This is a genomic window from Blautia sp. MCC283 (genome assembly GCF_018785565.1).
Taxonomy (GTDB): Bacteria; Bacillota; Clostridia; order Lachnospirales; family Lachnospiraceae; genus Blautia_A.
In genome coordinates, this window is the sequence record NZ_WQQB01000028.1 from 77,065 (window position 1) to 100,209 (window position 23,145).

Below are 23,145 nucleotides of genomic sequence, written 5' to 3' on the forward strand. Positions count from 1 at the left end.
TTATTATAGCCCTTTCAAATAGTCTGGTCAAATATTTTTAACAGTTTATTTTACCGTAATTTTGCATTTTACAGCAACTTTTCCGGATCTATCAGCCTCAAGTAACGAGAATTCGATGCACAATTATTCAAAAGTCACCATTCCTGCGGATCAGGTCACGATACCAGTAAGCGGAATCCTTCCAGATTCTCTCCTGAGTCTCAAAATCCACATAAATGATTCCAAACCGTTCCGCATAACCTTTATCCCATTCAAAATTATCCATCAAGGACCACTGGAAATATCCTCTTATATCAATCTCTTCTGCTGCCCGTTTTAGATTTTTCAGATATCGTGCCAGAAAATCAATTCGGTTGGGATCGTGGACTTTACCATCCTGGGAAACCGTATCGTGGCAGGCCATTCCATTTTCTGTAATGTAAATCGGTTTCCGATATCTTTCATACAGAAATTTCGGTCCCCAGTAAAGTGCTTCCGGTGTTACCGGCCAGTTGGTTGCCGTCTTTGGAAAACCAGCCGGTCGCCTTACTTCTTCCGGCCTTCCATCTGTCCCCATGCGAATGCAGCGTCCGTTATAAATATTCTGTCCATAAAAATCAATAGGCTGAGAGATCAGCTTCATATCTTCATCCGTGATCACAGGCAGATATTTTTCATATTTTTTCATCCCTTCTTCCGGATACTTACCAAGAATAACAGGATCAGACCACCAGGATACATTCCAGGTCCAGTTGGAAAGATCATCCGGCAACGCAAAAAGTGCCTTTCTTGCAGCCTCAATATCTTTCGGCGTTTCTTTCTCCGGATAACACATACCACTGGTCGGTGCATAACCGATCTGCACATTCTGTTTTCCGTAAGCACGCAGCATCTGCACAGCTCTTCCGTGAGCTTTCAGAGCATTGTGGGCCATCTCAAAAGTATCACGTAGCGGCGCTTTCACACCAGGTGCATGACATCCCTGAAGAAATCCCAGGCCGACAAAACATTGTGGTTCATTTAATGTAAAGAAATATTTTACGCGGTCACTGAAACGTTCTGCCACCAGACGGGCATACTGGCCGAACCATTCCACGATCTCCGGATTCATCCAGCCACCTCTTTTATAAATATCATAGGGAAGTTCCCAGTGATACAAAGTTATGTACGGTTCAATTCCCTGTTCCAGAAGTTCATCGATCAATGCATTATAAAAATCAATTCCTTTTTCATTTACTTTCCCGGTTCCTTCCGGCAGCACACGGGACCAGTCAATGGAAAAGCGGTACCCCTTCAGCCCCAGTTCTTTCATGTATGCCACGTCTTCTCTGAATCTGTGGTAATGATCGCAGGCTATATCTCCAGTATGGCCTTCATATACTCTTCCCGGCTCTTTTGTAAAAACATCCCAGATATTCTGTCCTTTTCCGGAATCTCTGCCAGTTCCCTCTATCTGATAGGAACTGGTCGCTGCTCCCCACACAAAATCTTTTGCAAATCCCATATTGGCACTCCTTTATAGTATATCTTTTTCGATATTGTTTTTATAAATAAAATGGTTAATTTGGGTCCTGATTTCATTATACTGAACCATGATTTCGCGGTCAAACACTGCTTATTGCTTTTCGTAATTGAAGCAGGGGGTGGGGACTTGCTTGATTTGCTTAAAAAAAGAAGGCTGCCATATCCGGAAAACATATTCCGGACAGACAGCCTTCTCTTCCCTCTTACAGAATTATATGTCTCGGGCAAACTTCTTTACATTTACCGCATCCTGTACATTTGTCGTAATCAATGTGTGCACAGAAATCCGTAACTGTGATTGCCTCTGACGGACAGTTTTTCTCACATTTTTTACATCCGATACAGCCAAGCTCACAGGCAGTCGTAACTGCTTTACCTTTGGCGTGGGAGCCACAGGCTACACGGATCTGTTTGTCATATGGTACAAGCTCGATCAGATGACGCGGACATTTTGCAACGCATTTACCGCAGGCCTTACATGCTTCCTGATCTACGACTGCAATGCCATTTACTACATGAATAGCGTCAAATGGACATACTTTTACGCAGCTTCCAAATCCCATACATCCATATGTACAGTTCTTCGCACCACTGCCCGGAATGAAAGCCATCATCTCACAGTCTTCCACACCTGTGTACTCATATTTCACAGTTGTCTTATCACAGGTTCCCGCACATTTTACAAAAGCAACCTGACGTGCGGTTTCTTTTACTTCCTGTCCCATGATCGCACCGATCTTGGCCGCAACCGGAGCACCGCCAACCGGACACTGATCTACAGGAGCTTCCCCTTTTGCGATTGCGGCAGCAAGTCCGGAACATCCCGGATATCCACAGCCACCGCAGTTATTTCCAGGAAGAACGCCAAGAATAGCTTCTTCCTTTTCATCTACCTTCACGGTCAATTTCTTGTCTGCAAGTCCAAGGAAGATACCAATGAATAAACCAGTACCGCCGACAATGACTGCAGCCATAATAATTCCTGTTATACTCATGCTCTTCTTCCTCCTATACGATTCCGGAGAATCCAAAGAATGCAATTGCCATCAGTGCTGCTGTAAGCAGAACGATCGGCATACCCTGGAAAGATTCCGGAATGTCATTGTATTCCATTTTTTCACGGATTCCCGCAAGTAATACAATAGCGATCAGATAACCTACGCCTGTTGCAAATCCGTTTACAACACTCTCAAGAATGCTGTATTCATATTTTACGTTATTCAGCGCCACACCAAGAACTGCACAGTTTGTTGTGATCAGTGGAAGGTACACACCAAGTGCCTTGTAAAGAGACGGTACGAATTTCTTGAGAAACATTTCTACGATCTGTACCAGTGCCGCAATAACAAGGATAAATACGATTGTTTTCAGATACTCAAAATGTGTTGGTACCAGAATAAATTTATATAACAGCGAAGCAACAAAGGATGCGATCGTGATAACAAATACAACCGCTCCTCCCATGCCGGCTGCTGTTTCAGTTTTCTTGGAAACGCCCAGGAAAGAACAGATTCCAAGGAACTGGCTTAATACAACGTTACTGCAAAGTGCAGAACCAATAGCAATTAACATTAAGCTTGCCATATTCTATTCCCCCTTTATTCTTTTTCAGAAGGGCATCCGCCACAGGTTGCACAGTTGGAACCGCAGCCGGACTGGATCTTGGAAACATCTTTGCCCTTCTTTGCCATGTTAATCTTTACCTTGTTCTGGATTGCAGCAAGTCCTGCAAGAACCAGGAATGCTCCAGGTGCAAGGATAAAAATAGTGATCGGGGTATAGCCGGCAGAACCGGTAGCTGCATCAGCAACCGGAATGATCTGTGCTCCGAAAGCTTTTCCGGAACCAAGGATCTCTCTTACAAGACCAATGGCAACCAGACCGACGGTAAATCCAAGTCCCATTCCAAGTCCGTCAAAGATAGATGGAAGGACCGGATTTTTGGAAGCATAACTCTCTGCACGTCCCAGAATGATACAGTTAACAACGATCAGAGGAATATAAATTCCAAGTGAATCATAAAGAGAAGGAGTAAAACCTTCCATCAGAAACTGTACAATGGTTACAAATGATGCTACAACTACGATAAAGGCCGGCATTCTGACAGAATCCGGAATTATTTTTCGTAACATGGAAATCAGCATATTGGACATGACCAGAACTACTGTTGTGGAAAGTCCCATACCAATACCATTAATAGCTGAAGTTGTTACCGCAAGAGTAGGACACATACCCAGCATCAGGACGAAAATCGGATTTTCGGTTATAATACCGTTTTTTAATCTTTCACCACAATTATTCATATTCAACTACCCTCCTAAAATGCGTTTTTGCAATAGCCGATAGCTGTATTAACTGCACCGGTAAAAGCTCTGGATGTAATGGTTGCACCACTGATAGCATCAATAGGCTCACCCTCGCCGCCATCTTTGGATACATAAAATTTATCGGTAGTTTTTCCAACATACTGTTCCTGGAACTTAGCCTCTGTAGCCCGCATTCCAAGTCCGGCAGTCTCACTGATGGAAAGAATGGAAACACCACTTACAGTTCCATCTTTTGTTACTCCCACGGTGATCTTGATATCTCCGCCATAGCCTTCCTTATCTGTTACAGTTACTACATAACCTTCATCCGCAGCCTCACAGACTTCATCTACAGTAGCTTTTATATCAAGGTCTGATACGGTTTTATCTGCAGCATCCTGATCTACATCAACCGGTTTAAATTCTCCCAGACTCACATCACTGAACACTGCCTGCCACGCTTCTTTTTTTGCCTGTTCTTCGGTTCTTGCAATGGGCTCTTTTGTAACTTCATAAACCAGTCCAAGTCCAAGTCCGGCAACTACTGTAATGATCGTAAGGATCAATGTATTTCTGATAATCTTACTCATTATTTCCTGCCTCCTTTTCCAAAAGCAACCGGTTTTGTTACTTTTTCAATAAGCGGAACTACCAGGTTACAGATAATGATCGCATAGGAAACACCTTCTGCGGAAGGGCCAAAGAAACGTAATACTGCTGTCAGAATACCCAGGCAGCAACCATATACCAGCTGTCCCTTTGGGGTGATCGGCGTAGTTACGTAGTCAGTAGCCATAAACCATGCGCCAAGCATCAGACCGCCTCCGAAAATCTCACTGAAGAAATAATTTACATCAGTATTACCTGTAGCAATCATGTAAAAAATCAAAAAAACTGAAAAACTTCCGATATATGTAAGTGGAACTTTCAGATCAATGATCTTAAATGCAAGAAGAATCACTGCACCGATGAGAATCGCCAGGGCGGAAGTCTCACCGATCGTACCCTGGATATTACCAAGGAACAGATTTTTTACAGGAATGGAAGTTCCTTCAATAAATCCCTGATTTTTCAGAGTTGCCAGAGGTGTTGCCTGTGAAACAGTATCTACAATTGCATGTGAACTTTTTGATACTGCAAAATTAGTCATCTTTCCCGCAAAAGAAAGCATAAGGAAACATCTTCCGGCAAGAGCCGGGTTCATAAAGTTCTGTCCAAGTCCTCCGAATAACTGTTTTACAATGATAATTGCAACAAAGCTGCCAAGGATCGGCATCCAGATCGGAATCTGCGGAGGCATGTTCAGTGCAAGCAGAAGTCCTGTTACAACTGCACTGAAATCAGTAGTTGTATTCTTTTTATGCATCAGGCGGTCATACAGCCATTCAAAAAACACACTGGATGCAACAGTTGCCAGAATTACAAGAAGTGCATGTGCACCAAAATTCCAGATACCGAAAAATGTCGCAGGCAGAAGTGCGATCACTACCAGCTGCATAATACGGCTGGTAGTCATTTTATCCCTGATATGGGGATTAGATGATACGTTATACATTTGTTCCATTGTTATTCCTCCCCCTATTTCTTTTTCTTGCGTTCAGCAAGAACCATTTTTCTCATAGATTTAATACTCTGAGTCAGAGGTCGTTTGGCAGGGCAGATGTAGCTGCAGCAGCCACATTCACAGCATTCCATACCATCCATTTTTTCGAATCCTGCCATATCGCCGTGTTCTGCAAGAGTTGCAAGACGGGCGGGAACCACATGGCCTGGACAGACGCTTACGCAACGTCCGCAGTTGATACATGCAGTCTGAATCTGTTTCGCTTCGGATACTGCGTCACGCTCCAGGAAAAGCAGGGAAGAAGTTGTCTTCGTACATGGAATATGAAGATCATACAGCGCAAATCCCATCATTGGTCCGCCGGAAATTGCTTTTGCGATCTTTTCTTTCAGGCCACCTGCAGCGTCTACCAGTTCTGACAGATCTGTTCCTGTAAGAACGGAAAAGTTCTTCGGTGTGCGGATACCGTCTCCGGTCACTGTGACATTACGGCTGATAACCGGCTGTCCCAGGATTACTGCTTTATAAACAGAAGTAACGGTCTCTACGTTATCAACCACGCATCCTACGTCTGCCGGAAGCATGGTAGAATTGATCTCTCTGCCTGTTACCGCATAGATCAATGTACGCTCACCACCCTGCGGGTATTTGGTCTTGAGTTCTTTTACTTCCATACGTTCTTTGCCTTTAATGGCTTCTTTCATCTTGGCAATACAGTCCGGTTTGTTGTCCTCAATACAGATACAGCCCACCGCTTTCGGGAAAGCTTTCAGGATTACTTCCAGTCCGCCTACAACGCTTTCCGGTTCTTCCATCATTCTGCGGTAGTCACTGGTAATGTATGGCTCACACTCCGCACCGTTTACCAGGATATGGTCGATCTTGTCCGGTTCTTTAGGTGAAAGCTTTACATGGGTCGGGAAACCTGCACCGCCCTGTCCTACAACTCCGCCTTCCTGAATTCTTTTCAGGATATCTTCTTTGGAAAGATCCGAAAGTTTGGCAGGTGTGTATTCCACAGATTCGTACAGACCGTCATTCTCAATGATGATCGCATCTCCCATGGCGCCTACTGCTGTCAGACGCTTCTCGATTCCCTTTACAGTTCCTGATACAGACGAATGTATCGGAGCGGAAACAAATCCTCCTGCTTCTGCGATTTTCTGTCCTGCAAGCACATGATCACCTTTTTTTACGATGGGCTTGGCCGGAGCTCCGATGTGCTGAGAAACAAGAATTGCCAGATCTCCTTTCGGCAGATACTTCTCAACAGGACAGTTTTTTGACAAATCTTTGCCGTCATAAGGATGGATACCACCCCTGAAGGTTAAAAATGCCATAGATCTCATCTCCTCCTTTATTCTTTGCAAGTACATGCACATTGCGTTTCCGTGCTGTGCATACACTTATTTTCAAAGTTGATTCCCGTGTTTCTGATTTTTCTTTTTTCTCTTCTTTCAGATGAACCGGAAGTGTTACTGCTCATGGAATGAACAGCAACCAGGAAATCCCTCATCCCTGTCCAGCTATGTATGAAAGATTGATTCCCTATGCCATGCTGTGATATACTTCAGTAAGAAATACTCACAATTCTCTCAAGAGAATGATAGATGAAAAACCAATTTATGAAGTGATAGTAGTCATTTTTTCTCACTGTCAATTCCCACATAAATCCAGTACCATTTCCTGTTTTTTTCATCAACTCTACTAATATACTATAACTCATTTCACCTTAAATTGCACTATAGAAAAATATTTTTTTTGTGTATAATCAGATACAATCCATAAAGGAGGAAATTAACATGATTGTTAAAAAAATGCCGATTTTACAAGGGTTTCCAGACTTTGAGACTGTTAAAAAATTGACTAGAAATCACGTTTTTTCAGAACATTTTGCACCACTTTTCTATGATATCGAAACTACAGGACTATCACGAAATTCCACTTTTCTGTATTTGGTCGGTGCCGTCACCTACGAAGAAAATAACTGGCAGATGTATCAGTGGATGATCGAAAATGAGGATGAAGAATACGAACTTCTTAAAACATTTTCGAAATTTCTGGAAAAGTTTTCCTGTACAATCCAGTATAACGGAGACAGTTTTGACCAGCCTTATCTGGAAGCACGCTATCAGATCCACGGGCTTCCGTCTCCTTTTAAAAGCCTGCCTTCTATGGATCTTTATCGACAGTTAAAGCCTTTGAAAGGGCTCCTTAAACTCTCCAGAATGAATCAGCCTTCTATAGAAGCTTTCCTGGGCATCACGGATCGTATTTACTGTGATGGAGGTGCATGTATCCGTCTTTATAAACAATTCGCTTCCGGAAAGAAACCGGAAGCAGGGGAAGTCGTTATGGGACACAATCAGGAAGATCTTCTTGGCCTTGGAAAAATATTTTCCATGCTGTCTTATCTTGCTCTCTTTGAAGAAGATTACGAAGCTCTGGATTGTGAAATTCAAGACGAACAATTGACTTTTACTATTAAAATTTTTTATGATATGCCTGTAGAGTTCTCAAATCATAGTGAAGAATTCTACATAACAGGACAAAAAGATCGTGTTCGTCTTCTCGTAAAATCTCAAAACGGACGATTAAAGCAATATTACTCCAATTACAAGGATTATGATTACATTCCTTCTGAAGACACTGCAATGCCCAAAACATTAAGTGCCTGCATGGATAAAAAGCTCCGCAGACCTGCCAGAAAGGAAACCTGCTACACCTGGTTCCCTGTAACAGAAGATTTTCTGAAAAATCCTTTAAAACAAAAAACCTATCTGAAACACTGTCTTCCATATTATCTTTCCATCCTGAAATAACGTCGTCCCTCTCATATACTGAAAAAGCGAGCCCTTCTCAAAGGACTCGCTTTTTCTGACAAAATAAAAAATCTTCCTCAAAAAAGGCCGTCACATTTGCAGTGACGGCCTCTGAAATTTCAAAATATAATATCTTCTGTACAGTTTCTGAGAAAATTACTCCTCTGTCTGCTCTGCAGAATGATCCTCAAGTGCTTTCATGCTGAGGCTGATCTTTCTGTCCTCGCCGTTGAAATCAACAACTTTAGCCTCGATCTCCTGGCCGATGGAAAGTACATCAGATGGTTTTGCAACGTGCTCTCTGGAGATCTGAGATACATGAAGAAGTGCATCTACTCCAGGTGCAAGCTCAACAAATGCACCGAAATCTGTCATACGTGCAACTTTACCTTTTACTACGTTTCCTACTGCGAAGTCCTCAGCAGCTGTAAGCCATGGGTTCTCCTCCGGGAATTTAAGGGAAAGTGCGATCTTATCTCCGTTGATATCTTTGATAAGAACTGTAACTTTATCGCCTACGTTGAAGACTTTCTTCGGGTTTTCTACTCTGCCCCAGGACATCTCAGAGATGTGAAGAAGTCCGTCTGCTCCGCCGAGGTCGATGAATGCACCGAAATCTGTAACATTCTTAACAACACCCTCAACTTTGTCACCAACGTTGATCTTAGCAAGAAGCTCTTTCTGTTTCTCAGCTTTCTCAGCAAGAAGAAGCTGTTTACGGTTACCGATGATACGGCGTCTTCTTGGGTTGAACTCTGTGATAACGAACTCGATCTCCTGATCTGCATATTTGGAAAGGTCTTTCTCATATGTGTCGGATACAAGGCTTGCAGGAATAAATACTCTTGCTTCCTCAACATTAACACAAAGACCACCGTCAAGTACCTGTGTTACAGGAGCTTTCAGAACCTCCTGGTTCTCGAATGCCTCCTCAAGACGTTTGTTGCCTTTCTCTGCAGCAAGACGTTTGTAGGTCAGTGTAACCTGTCCCTCTCCGTCGTTTACTTTGAGAACTTTTGCTTCCATGGTATCGCCAGGTTTAACAACATCTGTAAGCACAACGCTTGAATCGTTTGTGTACTCGTTCTTTGTGATGATACCGTCTGCTTTATAGCCGATATTCAGGATGATCTCATCATCTTTAACATCGATGACGGTACCCTGTACGATCTCTCCATTTCTGATTGTTTTTACGGAATCTTCCAGCATCTGTTCAAAACTTAACTCTGACATGTTCTTGAACCTCCTCAATAATTTTCTTTGGGGTGGAAGCCCCTGCTGTAATACCTACACAACTACTGCATTGGAACATTTCAGAATCCAAGTCTACAGGTGTTTGTATATAGTAAGTATTTCCACATTCCTTTTTACATATTTCAAACAGCTTTTGAGTATTGGAACTATGTCGGCCGCCTACGACCAGCATAGTGTCTACCTCTCCGGCTATCGCTTTAGCTTCTTTCTGCCGTTCTTCGGTAGCATTACAAATAGTGTTTAAAATATTTAGAATATTTAAAACATTATTATCATAACTCTTTTTGCGAAGAATTTCAACTAATTCTTGAAATTTGTTGTAATTAAATGTCGTCTGTGACACTACACACACTTCTTTTTCCGGAGAAATGGTGAATCTTTCAGCATCTTCGGCATTTTTGATCACAGTGTACGGTCCCTGACACCATCCGCAGATTCCCTGAACTTCCGGGTGATCCGGGTCACCAATGATCACAATATGGGCACCTCTGGCACTTTCTCTCTCAACGATCTTGTGGATCTTCAGCACAAAAGGACAGGTGACATCCACATACCCGAGGCCATATTTTTTAATCTTGTCATAGACTTTACGGCCGACTCCGTGGGAACGTATCACAACGGTGCCATCTTTTAAAGTGGCAAGATCCTCCTCGCTGATCACAGCCACGCCTTTTTTTTCCAGATCTGAGACGACTTCCTCATTATGGATGATCGGGCCCAGTGTGTAGATCGGTGCAGCATCGGAACCGATCAGGTCATAAACACGGTCTACTGCTCTCTGTACGCCAAAACAGAATCCGGCAGTTTCTGCAACTTTTACCTTCATCCATTCACCTTTTTCCTGTATACAGAAAGGATACTCTCAACCACTTCCTCAATCCCCATCTCTGAAGAATCAACAAGAACTGCATCCTCTGCCTGTTTAAGCGGGGAAACGGCGCGGCTCATATCTCTCTCATCTCTGTCAATGATATCTTTCAGGATCTCATCCATATCGCAGGCTTCACCCTTCTCTGTAAGTTCCAGATATCTTCTGTTTGCGCGGGTTTTGGCACTTGCAGTCAAAAAGATTTTTACTTCTGCATTGGGAAGAATAGTGGTTCCGATATCTCTTCCGTCCATAACTACATTGTTCTCGGCCGCAAGGTTGCGCTGCAGTTTCAGAAGATGCGCGCGCACTTCCGGATTGGCAGAACTTACCGATGCCATATTTCCAACCTCTTCCTTACGGAGAAATGCCGTTACATTCTTTCCATTAAGAATCACCTGCTGTTCTCCATTCTCGTAACGGATAGAAATATCTGCATCATGACATGCTTTGGAGATATTTTCATCACCGCTGATTCCTTTTTCCAGAAGATAAAATGCCATGGCCCGGTACATTGCTCCTGTATCTACATAGATAAAGGACAGCTCCTTTGCCACTTTTTTTGCAATTGTGCTTTTTCCTGCACCTGCCGGTCCGTCAATTGCAATATTAATACCCATAATCAAATGCTCCCTTCCTCTTTTCTGTTATTCGATCGCCTGTGCTGCCGCATATGCTGTAGACCACGCGATCTGAAGATTATAGCCACCGGTCACTGCATCCAGGTCAAGCACTTCGCCTGTAAAATACAGATTTTTTACTTTTTTGGATTCCATCGTGGATGGCTGTATCTCTTTTACTGACACACCGCCTCTTGTGATGATCGCTTCCTTAAACTCTCCCATTCCCGTGATCGTAAATGGAAAAGCTTTGATCAGACGGCCAAAAGCCTGACGCTCTTCCCTGGAGATCTCATGTACCGGTTTCTCCCCGGGGATACCGCCAATTTCGATCATGATCGGAGTCAGAGAAGACGGAAAAAGAACACCGATCACATTTTTAAACTGTTTGTTATGATTTGCATCAAATTCACGCAGGATCCGGGCGTCAAGCTGTTCTGCATCAAGCGCCGGCTTCAGATCCAGGAAAGCCTGCAAAGGCTCTTTTTCCAGTTTTTTGCCGATCTGGGCACTTGCAGAAAGGATCAAGGGTCCTGTAACTCCGAAATGAGTAAACATCATCTCGCCAAAGTCTTTATAGAGGACTTTTTTGCCGGATCTTACTGTCAGTTCCACATTCCGAAGGGAAAGTCCCTGAAGTTTGGAGACATAATCTTCTTTTGCCACCAGTGGCACCAGTGATGGTGACTGGGAAACAACTTTATGCCCCGTCTCAGCAGCAAAACGATATCCGTCTCCAGTGGAGCCTGTGGACGGGTAGGAAAGCCCTCCTGTGGCAACTACCACTGCATCAGCTTCAAAAAAGGTACCGTCCGAAAGTAATACGCCGGTAACTTTTTCATCCTGCGTACAAACTTCCTTTACCTCTGTATGAAGATGGATCTGCGCTCCGGCTTTTTTCAGTTCCCGTTCAAGCGCACGGATAATATCTGATGAATGATCCGATACCGGAAAAACCCGGTTTCCACGCTCTGTTTTCAGCGGCACTCCTGCTTCCTCAAAAAATTCCATCACATCTCTGCTTCCATAGGTGTAGAAAGCGCTGTAAAGAAATTTACGGTTTGACATCACTGCCGGAAAAAGTTCTTCGGTATCGGAATCATTGGTGACGTTGCACCGTCCCTTTCCGGTGATGAAAAGCTTTTTTCCAAGTTTCTCGTTTTTTTCCAGTATGTGAACCTGGTGTCCTCTGCGCGCAGCATATACACCGCAGAGCATTCCGGCGGCACCGCCGCCTATGATCGCAACTTTGGACATTACCTGTTATCCTGCCTTTTTTATCTTTTTTATGCACAAAGGAGCCTGCATACAGCAAGCTCCTTTTCCTGTATTGAAATGCGTCTGCATTTCTATGTGTGCTTTATACCGGGTATGCGCCGTTCTTGGTATCTGCCACAGTCTCATCAACTTTGGTCTTCTGAGCCTGACGATATTTAAAGAAGTCCATGGCAACCTGTGGGAACAGTGCGTATGTCAGAACATCCTCATCCTGCTCCTTGTACTGTGCCATCTCACTCTCAAGCTTATCAAGCTCGTCCTCCAGAAGATCTGCCGGGCGGCATGTGATCGGCTCTACATCACCGATACACTTCTTCTGCACTTCCGGGTTAAACGGTCTGGCTGTTGCGCCATACTTACCGCTTAATACGTCTCTTGTCTCTTTTGTCACAACTTTGTAACGCTCGCCCATGATCACGTTAAATACAGCCTGTGTACCAACGATCTGAGAGGACGGTGTAACAAGTGGCGGCTCACCAAGATCTTTACGAACACGCGGAACTTCCTCGAGTACTTCGTAGAATTTATCCTCAGCATGCTGCTCTTTCAGCTGTGATGTCAGGTTGGAAAGCATTCCACCTGGTACCTGGTACAGAAGAGTCTTGATGTTTACACCAAGGTTCTTCGGATTCAGAAGGCCTGTATCAAGAGCCTCATCACGCATCGGACGGAAGTAGTCAGCAATCTCAGCAAGGAGCTGCTGATCAAATCCTGTATCATATGGTGTTCCCTTGAATGTCTCAACCATAACCTCTGTTGCCGGCTGGGATGTTCCAAGAGCAAATGGAGACATAGCTGTGTCGATGATATCAACGCCAGCCTCTACTGCTTTCATGTATGTCATGGAAGCAACACCGGATGTATAGTGAGAATGAAGATCGATTGGGATCTTTACAGTCTCTTTCAGGGCCTGAACAAGCTCCGTAGCCTTGTACGGAACAAGAAGACCTGCCATATCTTTGATACAGATAGAATCTGCACCCATATCCTCGATACGTTTTGCAAGGTCTGTCCAGTAATCAAGTGTGTAAGCATCTCCAAGTGTGTAAGCCATTGCAACCTGTGCATGTGCTTTTTCCTTGTTTGCTGCTTTTACAGCTGTCTGAAGATTACGAAGGTCATTCATACAGTCAAAGATACGAATGATATCGATACCGTTAGCTGCGGATTTCTGTACAAAATATTCTACTACATCATCTGCATATGGACGATATCCAAGGATATTCTGTCCACGGAACAGCATCTGAAGTTTTGTATTTTTGAAGCCGTCGCGAAGCTTACGAAGTCTTTCCCACGGATCCTCTTTCAGGAAACGTAAGGAAGCATCGAAAGTAGCACCGCCCCAGCACTCAACTGCATAGTAGCCGACTTTATCGAGCTTATCAATGATCGGAAGCATCTGCTCTGTGCTCATACGTGTAGCGATCAGGGACTGATGAGCGTCACGCAGGATCGTTTCCACAACTTTCACAGGTTTTTTCTCTATTTCTGCCATAATTATTCTCCTTACAAAATTTTATAAGACGATGGATCAGACGCCAAAGATAGCCATGAATGTACCGGCAGCAACAGCTGTACCGATAACACCGGCAACGTTCGGTCCCATCGCATGCATCAGCAGGAAGTTTGTAGGATCTGCCTCAGCACCAACCTTCTGGGATACACGGGCTGCCATAGGAACGGCAGAAACACCGGCGGATCCGATCAGCGGGTTGATCTTTCCATGAGTAACCTTGCAAAGAAGCTTACCAAGCATGACACCACCAAAAGTACCGCAGGCAAAGGCAACAAGACCAAGAACTACGATCTTCAGTGTATCTACGTTCAGGAACGCCTCAGCACTTGTGGAAGCACCTACAGATGTTCCGAGAAGGATTACTACGATGTACATAAGAGCGTTGGAAGCTGTTTCAGAAAGCTGTTTAACAACTCCGGACTCACGGAACAGGTTTCCGAGCATCAGCATACCAACAAGGGGAGCTGTTGTCGGAAGGATCAGGCAAACAACGATTGTGATAACGATCGGGAAAAGGATCTTCTCAAGTTTTGTAACAGGACGAAGCTGCGCCATTTTGATCTTACGCTCTTCCTCTGTTGTGAACGCCTTCATGATCGGAGGCTGGATGATCGGTACCAGGGACATATAGGAATATGCTGCCACTGCGATCGGTCCCATAAGAGAAGACTGTCCAAGCTTACCTGCAAGGAAAATGGAAGTCGGGCCGTCAGCACCACCAATGATAGAGATCGCTGCTGCTGCTTTACCATTAAATCCAAGGAAAATTGCAAGGAAGTATGCAAGGTAAATACCAAGCTGTGCAGCTGCTCCCATCAGGAAGCTGATCGGGTTTGCGATCAGCGGACCGAAGTCTGTCATCGCACCGACACCCAGGAAGATCAGTGAAGGAAGAATACTCCACTCATCCAGTAAGTAAAAATAATGAAGAAGTCCGCCAACGCCATTGGATGAATCCTCAATGCTCAGCATAATGTCCGGGTAAATATTTACCAGAAGCATACCAAAAGCGATCGGAACCAACAGCAGCGGCTCAAAACCATGTTTAATGGCAAGATATAAGAACACACATGCCACTGCGATCATCAGGTAGTTTCCCCAGGTAAGGTTGAAAAATGCTGTCTGATGGATCAGGTTTGACAGGGTATTTGTTACATAAGACATTTGTCTACCTCCTGTTTAGTTCATTGTTGCAAGAGTATCTCCATTTTCAACGGCAGCACCCTCTGCAACATCGATGCTGGCGATTGTTCCATCCTGAGGAGCAACAACCGGGATCTCCATCTTCATGGACTCAACGATCACTACGCTGTCACCAGCTTTTACGCTCTGTCCAACAGATGCAACGATTTTTACAACTTTTCCAGGAACGGCTGCGGAAACCTTAACAGAACCTGCGCCTGCTGCCGGTGCTGCTGCCTTAGGTGCTGCTGCCGGTGCTGCCTTAGGTGCCGGTGCTGCTGCCTTAGGTGCTGCTGCAACTGGAGCTGCTGCGTTTCCGTTCTCTTCTACAGTAACTTCATATGCTGTTCCGTTAACAGTAATTGTATAACTCTTCATTTTAAAATCCTCCTAAATAATGATTATCTTTTTCTGCGGTTGATCTTACGGATGGAGCGGACTACAAATCCGTCTGTGCTTGTCTTTCCTTCAGAAGCAGCAATCGCTGCTGCAATCACGGCAACAAGCTCACCATCATCTGTAACATCCTCTACGACTGGCTCAGCAACTGGTGCTGCAGCGGCTGGTGCCGGTGCTGCGGCTGCCGGTGCCGGTGCGCTCTCTTTTTTCTTTCCTTCCACAAGGCCAGGAATATATTTGAAAAGAGAGATCACAAAGATCAGGAATGCCAGGATCACAAATACGGTACCAAGACCCATCAGTGTGTTCAGGGCTGCCTTCTCCATATTCTGTGCCAGTGTATAATTCACATCAACAGTAAGAGAAGTCGGTGTTCCTGATTTATCAAATACATAAGTGAAATTCGCTTTGTTTTTCTCGAAGGATACCGGAACAACAACGGTGTACTGGTCATCGGAATACTCTACTGTGATATCTTTTTCATCGATATCACCTTTTTTCTCACCAAGTTCTTCTCTGGAACCGTCCCAGGCGCTTGCTGCGCTCTGTGTGAAAGCATCCTCTGATTCCAGATAGCCCTGGATATCATCCTCGGACATTGCGATGATCGCATCTGTCAGGCCTTTTGTTGTTGTAACAAGCTGACTCTTTACAGAATCATCAACCTCATCAGCAGCCCATGCAGTAGCTGTGCATCCGATCAGAAGTGCAGCTATGCAAAGAAGTGCCATGCAGACAGAAGAGATCTTTTTATAAAACTGTCTCATACGCTCACCTCACTTAGACTGTTCCATGCTTTTTGGATGGACGGTCTTCCCTTTTTGTGAACAGCATCTCAAAAGCACCGATTACATATTTTCTTGTATCTTCTGCTTTGATCACAGTATCCACATATCCTCTTGCTGCTGCAGATGCGATACCGTTCTGGAGTTCTTTGTACTCAGCTGCCTTCTCATTCAATGTAGAAGCGTCAGCTCCCTCATACATGATCTTGGCTGCAAGGGAAGCATCCATCATACCGATCTCTGCGCTATCCCATGCATAAACCATATCTGCTCCGACAGATTTGCTGTTCATGGCAACGTATGCAGTTCCATATGCTTTACCGATCACAACATTTACCTTCGGTACCGTTGCAGATGCAAAAGCATGTACCATCTCACCTACGGATTTAGCCATCATCTTCTCGTTGCAGAGAGTGGCTTTAAATCCGGTTACGTTGGTAAGAGTAAGTACCGGAATCTCGAAAGCGTCACAGAATTTTACGAACTCTGCTGCTTTTCTTGCGCCTCTGGAAGAAAGAGTTCCATCAGAAACCTCTGTCTTATTACCATCAGCGTCATAAGACTCACTTCTGTTTGCAACTGCACCAACAGTAGCTCCGTTCAGGCGGAGAAAACCTGTTACGATATCCTGTCCGTAAGCTGCCTTTGTCTCAAAGAATTCACCATTATCAGCGATTCTTGAAAGAGCGATTGCTGTGTCGCCTGTGCAGCCTGCGATATCATCACATACTCTGTTCAGGTCGTCTGTGCATTCTTTAAAACTGTCATTGTCTTCATTATTCTCAGGAAGCATGCTGACCAGTGTGCGGATCTGTCCAAGAATCTCATCCTCTGTTCCGATACCATCAACAAGTCCTGTCTCCTCACTCTGGAACTGGGCGGAAGCTGAATCGCATTTTTCCACTCTGTTTCCCTCCAGTGCATTCGGAGTGTTTACAAACAGTCTGCCCTTCTTCTCCTCTACAAATGTAAAATCTGTAAGAGCCGGTACAACTGCCATTCCACCGCCGCATGTTCCGAAAACAGCAGTGATCTGTGGAATAACACCGGATGCCAGTGTCTGTTTCAGATAGATCTCACCAAATGCCTCAAGTGCATCGGTAGCCTCCTGAAGACGAAGTCCCGCACAGTCTACAAGACCGATAACAGGTGCTCCAACTTTCAGAGCAAGATCATAAATTTTGGCGATCTTTTTGGCATGCATCTCACCAACTGTTCCGTTCAGTACAGATGCATCCTGGCTGTATACATATACCAGGCTGCCGTCAATCACACCATATCCGGTGATCACACCGTCTGAAGGTGCCTTTTTTTCAGTCATGTTGAAATCTGTAGTTCTGGCTGTGACAGCCTGTCCGATCTCAACAAAACTGTTGGCGTCAAGCAGGGAATTGATCCTTGCAGCCGCTACGCTTTGTGTCGCATTACTCATTATACTATGCCCTCCATTTTTTTATTAATATAACCAAAAATTCAGCCGAGTATAATTGTACCTTTTTTTAAGCGAAAATTCAATACTTTTCGTCATGAATGTTAAAAAATTAACCCCTGACAGATGTCAGGGGTCGACCGATCAGTGAAAATAATCCTGAAAAATCTTATTTACATACCATTTATAGGTGATTCTGCCGATTTTTTCATTCGATGTCACAGAACAGGAGACTATTTCTTTTCCATTCAGCATTGCATGAAGTGTACCGATCTTCTGATTTTCACGTACAGGTGCTGCTATTTTATCCGGAAGTTCTGTTTCCCATATAATTGTTTCTGTTTTTTTCAGAAGATATCTTTTCGTCTGCTCTTTCTCCGGCAGAGACGCATGTACTTTTAATCTCCTCTGCAATTGTTCCGGATATGCTGAATCTTTATCTTTCTCCGGGTATGGACTGTTTTCCTCCGGCACAGCATCTGTCACTGTGATTTCCGGAAGGTCCGGAAGATCCGGGAGAAGCACATAACTGTAATTTTCCCTGCCATACGACAGCAGTTTTTTTGTATCGGACCATTTGTAATTTTTGTTTCCGGGCCAGCCACATCCAAGCAGTGCCACAATAAACAGTTTTTCATCCTGTCGTACAGCACAGACATAACAGTATCCGGCATTGCCGGTGAAACCGGTTTTTCCGGAAATCACACCAGTCTCCATATCCAGAAATGCATTGGTATTATGAACCGAATAATGTTCCTTTCCGGAAATATCTGAGAATGTATAATCCCTGGTCTGTGTGATATGGACAAATGTCGCATTTTTTATGGCATATGCCATGATCAGTGCCAGATCTCTGGCAGTTGTATGATGAACTCCTCCTTCATCTTCTGCATCCAGCCCATTTGGCGTTACAAAATGTGTGTCTGTACATCCCAGTGATTTTGCTTTTTCATTCATCAGGAGCGCAAACTTTTCCACAGAGCCGCCAATATGTTCTGCAATGGCTACTGCCGTATCATTATGGCTTTTCAGCATCAGCGAATATAACAGATCTTCCAAATAAAACTGCTGGCCTTCCCGCATTCCCAGGTGTGTCTGTGGCTGTGATGCCGCATTCCTGGAGACCTGTACATAATCATCTCCGGAGGCCATCTCAAGGGCCAGAATACAGGTCATGACTTTTGTAGTGCTGGCATTTGGCCGTCCTTTATAAGCCTCTTTTCCATACAGCACCCGTCCGGTTTCTCCATCCATAAGAACCGCTGAGAGTGCATAAAGCTGCTCCTCTTTTGCCCACACAGGAAAAATCTGCAGAATAATAAGGACCGCTGTCATCAGCACGACAGCGGCCATACGCCTGTTTTTCATACGATCACCCCACACACATTTCTATAATTGTTTGCAGTAACCATTATATTTTTAATTTTATGCAGAAGTGTCTCCGTGATATAACTTTCTCTTTTTATCTGTCAAACTTGTTATCCATTAAAAGTCAGATTCCATCGTTCGGAAAGATGTCCCGGACGAACTGCCAGCGCAGAGAGTTCTTCAAGCATATCCGGTGCTTTTTCCAGAGCTTCTTCCATAAGGCTGTCCAGTTTCAGAAGTTCTTTTCTGCAATCAACCTCCGGTTCCGGGCTCATAAAAAACTCTGTGATAAAAGCAGCTCGTTTCTTTCCTGCCGGAGAAAGAGCATGTTCTGAAAGTCTTTTCTTTCTTCCTCCATCATCGCATACCAGAATACAGGTAAAAATCTTCATCATCTTCAGTGACAGGTAAATATTCCAGGTACGAATAGCCGGCAGTACCTGATGAATCGTCCAAGCACTGAAAAAATTTGCGCGGATACCGTGGGACGGATAAAAATGCAGAGGATTCTTTCCAGTCTCATACATCAGCATACGGTCAAATTCTTTTTCCAGAAGTGTATGGGAAATCTTGCCCTCTTTTGCTACCTGGTTTACATAGGGGTGACAGGTAGAATCCAGAATATAGTGGCATCCAAATCCCAGCATATATGCCATCAGTGCCGGATTTTTTTCTTTCCTGACCCTGGCCATACCTTTTTCAAAAAATTCCCTTGCTTTTTCTCCATGCATCTTTACTCCATACTGTGTCACCGGATTTTTTGATATAAAATAATAAAAGAGAATATCCGGGCCATGCTGTCCGATCCGATACAGATTTCCATTGCTGCGGATCAGATGCTGCAATTTTTCAGGAAGTTTTCGGCAAACCCTTTTTCCAAAAAGATCATGTGTGTAAGTTGTGGGCATTTTCTGTTCCTCCTCTTTTGCTTATAAAGTGGACATAATCCTCCCCCTGTACAGCAGATTCTGGTATCTGTTAATGTCTTCTGCTTTCTATACATCCAGTTTCAACTGAATTTCTTCCTCAGCCTCCGCCTTAAAATCTTCCAGCTGAACAGGATCCATTTCCGGAAGTTCATCAAGGCCCTGAACACCAAAGCAGCGCAAAAATTCCTCCGTTGTTCCAAGAAGGATCGGACGTCCCGGTGCATCCAGACGGCCAAGTTCTCTCACCAGATCATAATCCATCAATTTATTAATGGCATGATCACATTTCACACCACGGATTTTTTCAATTTCTGCTTTTGTGACAGGCTGTTTGTAGGCAATGATCGAAAGTGTCTCAAGCATAACATCTGTCAACGTTGGTTTTTTCGGCTGTGCAGCAATCCTTATAAGGGAATCGTAATATTCTTTTTTTGTGCAAAGCTGAAAGGAATTCTCTAATTCAATAATCTGAATTCCCCGTTCTTCCTCCTGATAATGAATCATCATATTGCGGATGATATTCTCTGTTGTTGTAACATCCTGCTGGATTGCTTTGGCAATACGGCTTAATTCTACTGCTTCGCCCATTGCAAAAAGAATCGCTTCAATTTCCCCTTCAATTCGTTTGATTTCCACTTATCGTCCTCATTCCTGCTGTGTTATTCTTCCGCAAACTCTGTCAGATTCTTCCATGTTTCCGGATCCGTGATAACTTCTATGTGAATATCATCAAAAAGATCTGCCTGTTCTGCATGAACATGTCCCATTTTCATCAGCTCCAAAATCGAAAGAAACGTAACGATCAGCTGTACTCTGGAATGCTGATCTTCCATCAGCTGCCGAAAACTGAATTTACGATGTTCTTTTGCATAGTCCCGCATCTCCAGGAGTTTGTCTGACAATGAAATTTCTTCTTTTTCGATCCGGCCAAATTTGCTTCGGATAGGATCAATTTTATTTTCCTGCCTGCGGATCAAGCTCTGATAAATCGCACTCATCTTTTCCAGTGTCAGCCCCCGCAGGAGTTCCTGTGGATCAGATGGTGGTGCATATTGCAGCACTTCCTCCGGAAGATCCTGTTTCCGGTAATAAACTCCTGCCGCGTCCCCGAGTCTGTCCCTTAATTCATAGGACATATATTTGTACATCTTATATTCCAGAAGTTTCTGCACCAGTTCTGCTCTCGGATCTTCCTCTTCACCTTCTTCGTTGATTTCTTTAGGAAGGAGCATTTTGCATTTGATATCCAGAAGAGTAGCTGCCATGACCAGAAACTCGCTCATAACGCCAAGATCTTCCTTCTCCATGGAATGCAGATATTCCATATACTGGTCTGTGATCTCCACAATAGGAATATCATAGATATCAATCTTGTTTTTGTCAATCAGATGCAGCAGCAGATCCAACGGACCCTCAAACACATTTAATTTAACAGATATTGCCATAACATTTCCTCATTTCATTTATTCGGAAGGTTTTACATCAATCACCAGCAATTCTCTTGGGTTGCGTATCCTCAGAGGAAGCGTATGCTCTCCAAGTCCTGCACTGACAAACATGTGCTGGTTTCCCTTATGAAAATCTCCGCAGCAGAAAGGCGGCAATACCAGATACTGAGGAGAAGAAAGCCCATGATGCTCACTGAATCGTACAACACCTCCATGATAATGTCCGGACAAGATCATATCTGCACCCCATTCATAATATGTTTTTCCGTATTTGGGGTTATGTGCCAGGAGAACCTGCATTCCATTTCTTCCCGGTTTTCCTATCAGTTTTTCCATGACTTCTTTTTTTAGTTTGGGAGATCTTGGCTTATGATAATATTCAATAGGCAGTTCCAGCCCCCAGAAACAGATGCTGTTTCCTTTCAGGATCGCATGTTCATGTTCATTTCTCAGAATATGCACCCCCGCCTTTTTCAGCGTTTTTTCATATATCCTGTATTGTTTTCCGTTTTCTTCTGAAAGAGACATTTTATATTCATGATTTCCCAGGGCATAATATACCGGAAAATACTGTGCAAGCTCTTTCAGCAATTTGCATGCAGTCACCAGCGTATCCGGACAGGTACGTACCGCCATATCTCCGGCTGACAGTACAGCATCCGGTTTTTCCCTGCGTATCGCTTCAATAAGTCCGGCATTATCTCTTCCGTAAGAAAATCCATGAAGATCTGCAAGTAAAACAAATCGTATCCCTTCCGGATTCCGGATTTTATTCGTATAAATCTGGTATTTTTTTATTCTGAATTTTTTCATTTTATTTTCCAAAACCACAATTCGGGAATGTACAGACCGGACAGTTCAGACAGAGTCCACCTTCTCCAAGTGCGTTAATTTCTTCCGCTTTTATTTTATCATCTGCCATTATTCTCGGAAGGATCAGGTCAAATACTGTCCTTTTTGCATACATGACACATCCCGGAAGGCCGAGTACCGGAATCTGTCTTCCATTCCGTTTCAGATATGCCACCAGAAGCATTGCTCCCGGAAGTACCGGTGCGCCATAAGTTATGATCTCCGCTCCCGTATCACGGATTCCTCCGGGGGTTCGGTCATCAGGATCCACACTCATTCCTCCGGTACAGATGATCAGATCCGCCCCCTCATCTGCAAAAGAAAGAACTTCTTCTGTGATCAGTGCTTTGTCATCACCCGGCATTACCTGCCCGATGATTTCAGTTGGAAATTCAGAAAGTTTTTCTTTCAGCACAGGAGTAAATGTATCCCGGATCAGGCCTTTTCTGATCTCACTTCCGGTTGTGACAATACCGACTTTTTTTTGATGATAGGGCAGGATATCAAAAACAGGATACTCTCCTGCAGCTTCTTTGGCAGCGTCCATTTTCTCTTTTTCGATCACAAGAGGAATAATTCTGGTCCCTGCGATCTTATTTCCTCTTTTTACCGGAAAGTCCCCATGTCTGGATGCGATCATCATCTCTCCAAGAGAATTGACTGCCACAAGTGCTTCTCGTCGGATCTTCAGAACACCATCTATTTCTGATACCACTTCTATCTTACCTTCTTTGATATCTGTTCCATGCATTTTCAAGGAATCGCCCGCACAGATTCTGTAAAGAATTTCTGCCGCCTCATTTTCATGAAGGATTCCTTCTTTTTTTTCCCAGACAAAAAGGTGTTCTTTTCCTACTGAGAGCAAAAGCGGTATATCGTCTTCTTTTACCACATGCCCCTTTTTGAAAAGAACGCCTTTTTTTTCATCTTTTATAATCTGTGTGATATCATGGCACAGAATGTGTCCTACTGCATCTTCTGTTCTGATCTCTTTCATGCAAAATCCCTTCTCTGTTCTGTTA

The 23,145-nt window shown here is 43.9% G+C and carries 23 protein-coding genes; 1 reads left to right on the forward strand and 22 read right to left on the reverse strand.

Translation table 11 applies throughout. The features are described from left to right. Window positions 1-127: 127 nt before the first annotated feature. From GPK81_RS09800 to rsxC, 7 genes are all read right to left on the reverse strand, one after another. Window positions 128-1,483, reverse strand: coding sequence for a GH1 family beta-glucosidase (locus GPK81_RS09800; protein ID WP_215706956.1), 1,356 nt, complete (start codon window positions 1,481-1,483; stop codon window positions 128-130). 223 nt (window positions 1,484-1,706) lie between these two features. After that, complete coding sequence (locus GPK81_RS09805) at window positions 1,707-2,498, reverse strand: RnfABCDGE type electron transport complex subunit B (protein ID WP_021976544.1); 792 nt, start codon at window positions 2,496-2,498, stop codon at window positions 1,707-1,709. Between the two features lie 13 nt (window positions 2,499-2,511). Then, entirely contained in the window at window positions 2,512-3,087 is a 576-nt protein-coding gene (locus GPK81_RS09810; RefSeq protein ID WP_021976543.1) for an electron transport complex protein RnfA, read from the reverse strand. A gap of 14 nt (window positions 3,088-3,101) precedes the next feature. After that, window positions 3,102-3,806, reverse strand: a complete 705-nt coding sequence (gene rsxE / locus GPK81_RS09815; protein WP_021976542.1) for an electron transport complex subunit RsxE — start codon at window positions 3,804-3,806, stop codon at window positions 3,102-3,104. Between the two features lie 14 nt (window positions 3,807-3,820). After that, the gene (locus GPK81_RS09820; protein ID WP_021976541.1) at window positions 3,821-4,399 is read right to left on the reverse strand and encodes an RnfABCDGE type electron transport complex subunit G; all 579 of its coding nucleotides are present in this window, start codon (window positions 4,397-4,399) and stop codon (window positions 3,821-3,823) included. Continuing rightward, window positions 4,399-5,373, reverse strand: a complete 975-nt coding sequence (locus tag GPK81_RS09825) for an RnfABCDGE type electron transport complex subunit D (protein WP_021976540.1) — start codon at window positions 5,371-5,373, stop codon at window positions 4,399-4,401. The genes GPK81_RS09820 and GPK81_RS09825 overlap by 1 nt, the downstream gene beginning before the upstream one ends. Window positions 5,374-5,387: 14 nt before the next feature. Further along, window positions 5,388-6,713, reverse strand: a complete 1,326-nt coding sequence (gene rsxC / locus GPK81_RS09830; RefSeq protein WP_021976539.1) for an electron transport complex subunit RsxC — start codon at window positions 6,711-6,713, stop codon at window positions 5,388-5,390. A 462-nt stretch (window positions 6,714-7,175) separates the two neighbouring features. On the opposite strand from rsxC, the gene GPK81_RS09835 reads away from it, so the two are divergent. Then, the gene (locus GPK81_RS09835) at window positions 7,176-8,195 is read left to right on the forward strand and encodes a ribonuclease H-like domain-containing protein (RefSeq protein ID WP_021976538.1); all 1,020 of its coding nucleotides are present in this window, start codon (window positions 7,176-7,178) and stop codon (window positions 8,193-8,195) included. A gap of 156 nt (window positions 8,196-8,351) precedes the next feature. On the opposite strand, the gene rpsA is transcribed toward GPK81_RS09835, so the two are convergent. From rpsA to GPK81_RS09910, 15 genes are all read right to left on the reverse strand, one after another. After that, on the reverse strand, window positions 8,352-9,428 hold the full coding sequence (gene rpsA / locus GPK81_RS09840) for a 30S ribosomal protein S1 (RefSeq protein WP_021976537.1): 1,077 nt from the start codon (window positions 9,426-9,428) through the stop codon (window positions 8,352-8,354). Further along, the gene (ispH, locus tag GPK81_RS09845) at window positions 9,409-10,275 is read right to left on the reverse strand and encodes a 4-hydroxy-3-methylbut-2-enyl diphosphate reductase (RefSeq protein ID WP_118062937.1); all 867 of its coding nucleotides are present in this window, start codon (window positions 10,273-10,275) and stop codon (window positions 9,409-9,411) included. Before ispH ends, rpsA begins: the two co-directional genes overlap by 20 nt. Further along, entirely contained in the window at window positions 10,272-10,937 is a 666-nt protein-coding gene (cmk, locus tag GPK81_RS09850; RefSeq protein ID WP_021977788.1) for a (d)CMP kinase, read from the reverse strand. Before cmk ends, ispH begins: the two co-directional genes overlap by 4 nt. Before the next feature lie 27 nt (window positions 10,938-10,964). Then, a complete protein-coding gene (locus GPK81_RS09855; RefSeq protein ID WP_021977787.1) occupies window positions 10,965-12,194 on the reverse strand; it encodes an NAD(P)/FAD-dependent oxidoreductase in 1,230 nt (409 codons plus the stop codon). Window positions 12,195-12,297: 103 nt separating this feature from the next. Further along, window positions 12,298-13,710: an oxaloacetate decarboxylase subunit alpha gene (locus GPK81_RS09860; RefSeq protein WP_118168969.1), complete on the reverse strand. Its 1,413-nt coding sequence runs from the start codon at window positions 13,708-13,710 to the stop codon at window positions 12,298-12,300. 36 nt (window positions 13,711-13,746) lie between these two features. Further along, window positions 13,747-14,895, reverse strand: coding sequence for a sodium ion-translocating decarboxylase subunit beta (locus GPK81_RS09865; RefSeq protein WP_021977785.1), 1,149 nt, complete (start codon window positions 14,893-14,895; stop codon window positions 13,747-13,749). Window positions 14,896-14,910: 15 nt separating this feature from the next. Beyond that, window positions 14,911-15,291, reverse strand: a complete 381-nt coding sequence (locus GPK81_RS09870) for a biotin/lipoyl-containing protein (protein WP_015524870.1) — start codon at window positions 15,289-15,291, stop codon at window positions 14,911-14,913. A gap of 23 nt (window positions 15,292-15,314) precedes the next feature. Continuing rightward, on the reverse strand, window positions 15,315-16,079 hold the full coding sequence (locus GPK81_RS09875) for an OadG family transporter subunit (protein ID WP_174087693.1): 765 nt from the start codon (window positions 16,077-16,079) through the stop codon (window positions 15,315-15,317). A 13-nt stretch (window positions 16,080-16,092) separates the two neighbouring features. Further along, window positions 16,093-17,529 (reverse strand): acyl-CoA carboxylase subunit beta, encoded by a 1,437-nt coding sequence (locus GPK81_RS09880; protein WP_215706957.1) that lies wholly within the window; start codon window positions 17,527-17,529, stop codon window positions 16,093-16,095. 141 nt (window positions 17,530-17,670) lie between these two features. Continuing rightward, entirely contained in the window at window positions 17,671-18,894 is a 1,224-nt protein-coding gene (locus tag GPK81_RS09885) for a D-alanyl-D-alanine carboxypeptidase family protein (RefSeq protein ID WP_021977781.1), read from the reverse strand. Between the two features lie 110 nt (window positions 18,895-19,004). Next, entirely contained in the window at window positions 19,005-19,802 is a 798-nt protein-coding gene (locus GPK81_RS09890) for a zinc dependent phospholipase C family protein (protein WP_021977780.1), read from the reverse strand. Between the two features lie 87 nt (window positions 19,803-19,889). Further along, entirely contained in the window at window positions 19,890-20,459 is a 570-nt protein-coding gene (scpB, locus tag GPK81_RS09895; protein WP_021977779.1) for an SMC-Scp complex subunit ScpB, read from the reverse strand. 23 nt (window positions 20,460-20,482) lie between these two features. After that, window positions 20,483-21,268, reverse strand: a complete 786-nt coding sequence (locus GPK81_RS09900) for a segregation and condensation protein A (protein WP_118062947.1) — start codon at window positions 21,266-21,268, stop codon at window positions 20,483-20,485. Between the two features lie 18 nt (window positions 21,269-21,286). Beyond that, window positions 21,287-22,084, reverse strand: coding sequence for a metallophosphoesterase (locus tag GPK81_RS09905; RefSeq protein ID WP_021977777.1), 798 nt, complete (start codon window positions 22,082-22,084; stop codon window positions 21,287-21,289). Window position 22,085: 1 nt separating this feature from the next. Further along, window positions 22,086-23,120 carry a molybdopterin-binding protein gene (locus GPK81_RS09910; protein WP_021977776.1) on the reverse strand — a complete coding sequence of 345 codons (1,035 nt, stop codon included), beginning with the start codon at window positions 23,118-23,120 and terminating at the stop codon, window positions 22,086-22,088. Between the last annotated feature and the right edge of the window lie 25 nt (window positions 23,121-23,145).

What these genes read in the sequence shown, in the direction of transcription:
- GPK81_RS09800 (WP_215706956.1), bottom strand. Translation starts at nt 1,483, where the DNA reads ATGGGATTTGCAAAAGATTTTGTGTGGGGAGCAGCGACCAGTTCCTAT.
- GPK81_RS09805 (WP_021976544.1), bottom strand. Translation starts at nt 2,498, where the DNA reads ATGAGTATAACAGGAATTATTATGGCTGCAGTCATTGTCGGCGGTACT.
- GPK81_RS09810 (WP_021976543.1), bottom strand. Translation starts at nt 3,087, where the DNA reads ATGGCAAGCTTAATGTTAATTGCTATTGGTTCTGCACTTTGCAGTAAC.
- rsxE (WP_021976542.1), bottom strand. Translation starts at nt 3,806, where the DNA reads ATGAATAATTGTGGTGAAAGATTAAAAAACGGTATTATAACCGAAAAT.
- GPK81_RS09820 (WP_021976541.1), bottom strand. Translation starts at nt 4,399, where the DNA reads ATGAGTAAGATTATCAGAAATACATTGATCCTTACGATCATTACAGTA.
- GPK81_RS09825 (WP_021976540.1), bottom strand. Translation starts at nt 5,373, where the DNA reads ATGGAACAAATGTATAACGTATCATCTAATCCCCATATCAGGGATAAA.
- rsxC (WP_021976539.1), bottom strand. Translation starts at nt 6,713, where the DNA reads ATGGCATTTTTAACCTTCAGGGGTGGTATCCATCCTTATGACGGCAAA.
- GPK81_RS09835 (WP_021976538.1), top strand. Translation starts at nt 7,176, where the DNA reads ATGATTGTTAAAAAAATGCCGATTTTACAAGGGTTTCCAGACTTTGAG.
- rpsA (WP_021976537.1), bottom strand. Translation starts at nt 9,428, where the DNA reads ATGTCAGAGTTAAGTTTTGAACAGATGCTGGAAGATTCCGTAAAAACA.
- ispH (WP_118062937.1), bottom strand. Translation starts at nt 10,275, where the DNA reads ATGAAGGTAAAAGTTGCAGAAACTGCCGGATTCTGTTTTGGCGTACAG.
- cmk (WP_021977788.1), bottom strand. Translation starts at nt 10,937, where the DNA reads ATGGGTATTAATATTGCAATTGACGGACCGGCAGGTGCAGGAAAAAGC.
- GPK81_RS09855 (WP_021977787.1), bottom strand. Translation starts at nt 12,194, where the DNA reads ATGTCCAAAGTTGCGATCATAGGCGGCGGTGCCGCCGGAATGCTCTGC.
- GPK81_RS09860 (WP_118168969.1), bottom strand. Translation starts at nt 13,710, where the DNA reads ATGGCAGAAATAGAGAAAAAACCTGTGAAAGTTGTGGAAACGATCCTG.
- GPK81_RS09865 (WP_021977785.1), bottom strand. Translation starts at nt 14,895, where the DNA reads ATGTCTTATGTAACAAATACCCTGTCAAACCTGATCCATCAGACAGCA.
- GPK81_RS09870 (WP_015524870.1), bottom strand. Translation starts at nt 15,291, where the DNA reads ATGAAGAGTTATACAATTACTGTTAACGGAACAGCATATGAAGTTACT.
- GPK81_RS09875 (WP_174087693.1), bottom strand. Translation starts at nt 16,079, where the DNA reads ATGAGACAGTTTTATAAAAAGATCTCTTCTGTCTGCATGGCACTTCTT.
- GPK81_RS09880 (WP_215706957.1), bottom strand. Translation starts at nt 17,529, where the DNA reads ATGAGTAATGCGACACAAAGCGTAGCGGCTGCAAGGATCAATTCCCTG.
- GPK81_RS09885 (WP_021977781.1), bottom strand. Translation starts at nt 18,894, where the DNA reads ATGAAAAACAGGCGTATGGCCGCTGTCGTGCTGATGACAGCGGTCCTT.
- GPK81_RS09890 (WP_021977780.1), bottom strand. Translation starts at nt 19,802, where the DNA reads ATGCCCACAACTTACACACATGATCTTTTTGGAAAAAGGGTTTGCCGA.
- GPK81_RS09900 (WP_118062947.1), bottom strand. Translation starts at nt 21,268, where the DNA reads ATGGCAATATCTGTTAAATTAAATGTGTTTGAGGGTCCGTTGGATCTG.
- GPK81_RS09905 (WP_021977777.1), bottom strand. Translation starts at nt 22,084, where the DNA reads ATGAAAAAATTCAGAATAAAAAAATACCAGATTTATACGAATAAAATC.
- GPK81_RS09910 (WP_021977776.1), bottom strand. Translation starts at nt 23,120, where the DNA reads ATGAAAGAGATCAGAACAGAAGATGCAGTAGGACACATTCTGTGCCAT.